Annotated in this window: 3 protein-coding genes; 1 reads left to right on the forward strand and 2 read right to left on the reverse strand. The window is 69.1% G+C overall.

All coding sequences use genetic code 11. From position 1 onward, the window contains the following. A partial coding sequence (hemL, locus tag ACFWF3_RS33890; RefSeq protein ID WP_379318074.1) for a glutamate-1-semialdehyde 2,1-aminomutase occupies nucleotides 1-1,160 on the reverse strand: 1,160 nt, incomplete at its 3' end. 198 nt (nucleotides 1,161-1,358) lie between these two features. On the opposite strand from hemL, the gene ACFWF3_RS33895 reads away from it, so the two are divergent. Beyond that, nucleotides 1,359-1,745, forward strand: coding sequence for a hypothetical protein (locus tag ACFWF3_RS33895; RefSeq protein WP_379318070.1), 387 nt, complete (start codon nucleotides 1,359-1,361; stop codon nucleotides 1,743-1,745). On the opposite strand, the gene ACFWF3_RS33900 is transcribed toward ACFWF3_RS33895, so the two are convergent. Next, the coding region (locus ACFWF3_RS33900) for a hypothetical protein (protein ID WP_379318072.1) at nucleotides 1,746-1,987 on the reverse strand (242 nt) is incomplete at its 5' end.

A 1,987-nucleotide genomic window follows, 5' to 3' on the forward strand; every position in this document is an offset into this window, starting at 1 on the left:
CCGGGGTAACGCCAGGTCTGGCTCGCTTTGGCGGCGGCGTAATCGGTCACCGGACGCTCGGCGAAGAACACGCTCACCATATTGCCTGCGAACTGGACTTGATGCTCGACACCGGCCTCTGTCAGGGCTTTCGCGAACAACGCGCCGAGACGATCGGCATTGCGGTCCAGCGCCGCGTACACCTCGTCGTCGGCCGCACGCAGGGTCGCCAGGCCCGCGGCGACGGCGACGGGGTTACCGGACAGCGTGCCCGCCTGATACACCGGGCCGAGCGGGGCGAGGTTGTTCATGATCTCGGCGCGACCGCCGAACGCGGCGGCGGGCAGGCCACCGCTCATCACCTTGCCGAAGGTGTAGAGGTCACCGGCGACGCCTTCGCGGCCGTACCAACCCGACGCGCTGACCCGGAATCCGGTCATCACCTCGTCCATGATCAGCAGCGCGCCGCTGTCGTGGGCGAGGGTGCGCAGACCTTCGTTGAAGCCGGGCAGCGGCGCGACCGCGCCCATGTTGCCCGCGGCGGCCTCGGTGATGACGCAGGCGATCAGGCCTGGGTGCGCGTCGAAGGCGGCGGCGACGGCGGCGAGGTCGTTGTAGGGCAACACGATGGTGTCGGCGGCCTGCGCGCCGGTGACGCCGGGTGAGGTCGGCAGACCGAGGGTCGCGACACCGGAGCCCGCGTCGGCCAGCAACGCGTCGACGTGACCGTGGTAGCAGCCGGAGAATTTGATGATCTTGGATCGGCCGGTGAAACCGCGGGCCAAGCGGACCGCGCTCATCGTGGCCTCGGTACCGGAGTTCACCAGGCGGACCCGCTCGACAGGGTCGACGCGGGTGGCGATGGCCTCGGCCAGCTCGATCTCGGCCTCGGTCGGCGCACCGAACGACAGTCCGCTCGTCGCGGCCCTCTGCACGGCCTCGACGACGGCGGGGTGGGCGTGACCGAGGATCATCGGCCCCCACGAGCACACCAGATCGACGTAGTCGTTGCCGTCTGCATCGGTGAGCGTGTAGCCGCTCGCGGAGGTGATGAACCGTGGCGTACCGCCGACCGAGTTGAACGCACGAACCGGGGAATTGACGCCACCCGGGATCACGGCGGCCGCCCGCTCGAAGAGCTGGGCCGAAACCGGTACCTGCGTAAGACTCACGGATTCCAGTGTCTCAGTTCGCCTCGGCACGCCGGACGACAGGGTGGAGCACAGTGACCCAGACCGCAGCGACCCACCGACGACACGCCCGACACGCCGCCCCGATCCGGGAAAGAATTCGATCTAGGCCCATTGGCCTGCGACTACGCTCCGGGCGGCTCAGCACCTGAGCCATAGGGAAATCAGGTATCAGCGAGAGGGTATTTCATGCGTTTCGGCGTCACCAGCACTGCCCTTGGCACAGGATTCGTCGCGGCGGGAGTGCTACTCGGCGCGGGTTCGGCCACCGCGTTCGCACCACAGGCCCAGCCCGATCGGATCGGTGCCCAACTCAGCCACGAGGAGACCGCGGCCCTCGGGGCGGGGCCGATTCCGGCGATCACCGCGATGCTCGTACCCGCCAATCGGATCGGCGCGGGTCTGCATCCCGACAGCGATCTGTACCGCGACGCCGACGGCGGCATCCGCGCCACCCTGCGTCAGGTGGTGACGGAAGCGGCGGCCCATCCCGACGGCACCGTCTCCGTCTTCCTGAACGCGCCCGGCACGCGCGGCGGCCGCATCGTCGACGTCTACCAGCAGTGGACCAGCTGATCAGGTGTACATGCAGGGCACTTCGGCCGAGATCGTGTGCAGCTGGCACATGATGCCGTTGTAGATGCCGCTCGAGCCGGTCTCCGGGGCGAAACCGTCGGCGGCCGGCTCGGCGATCATCGGGGTGAGCGGCAGACCGGGGGCGGCCTGGGCGGGCGCCGCGGCCAGGGCGATCGTCGCCACCGCGGCGGCGACGGTACAGATTCCTGCGGTCAGTTTGGTCATCGATTCCTCCTCGAGGG

Source organism: Nocardia sp. NPDC060220 (assembly GCF_042727815.1).
Taxonomy (GTDB): Bacteria; Actinomycetota; Actinomycetes; order Mycobacteriales; family Mycobacteriaceae; genus Nocardia.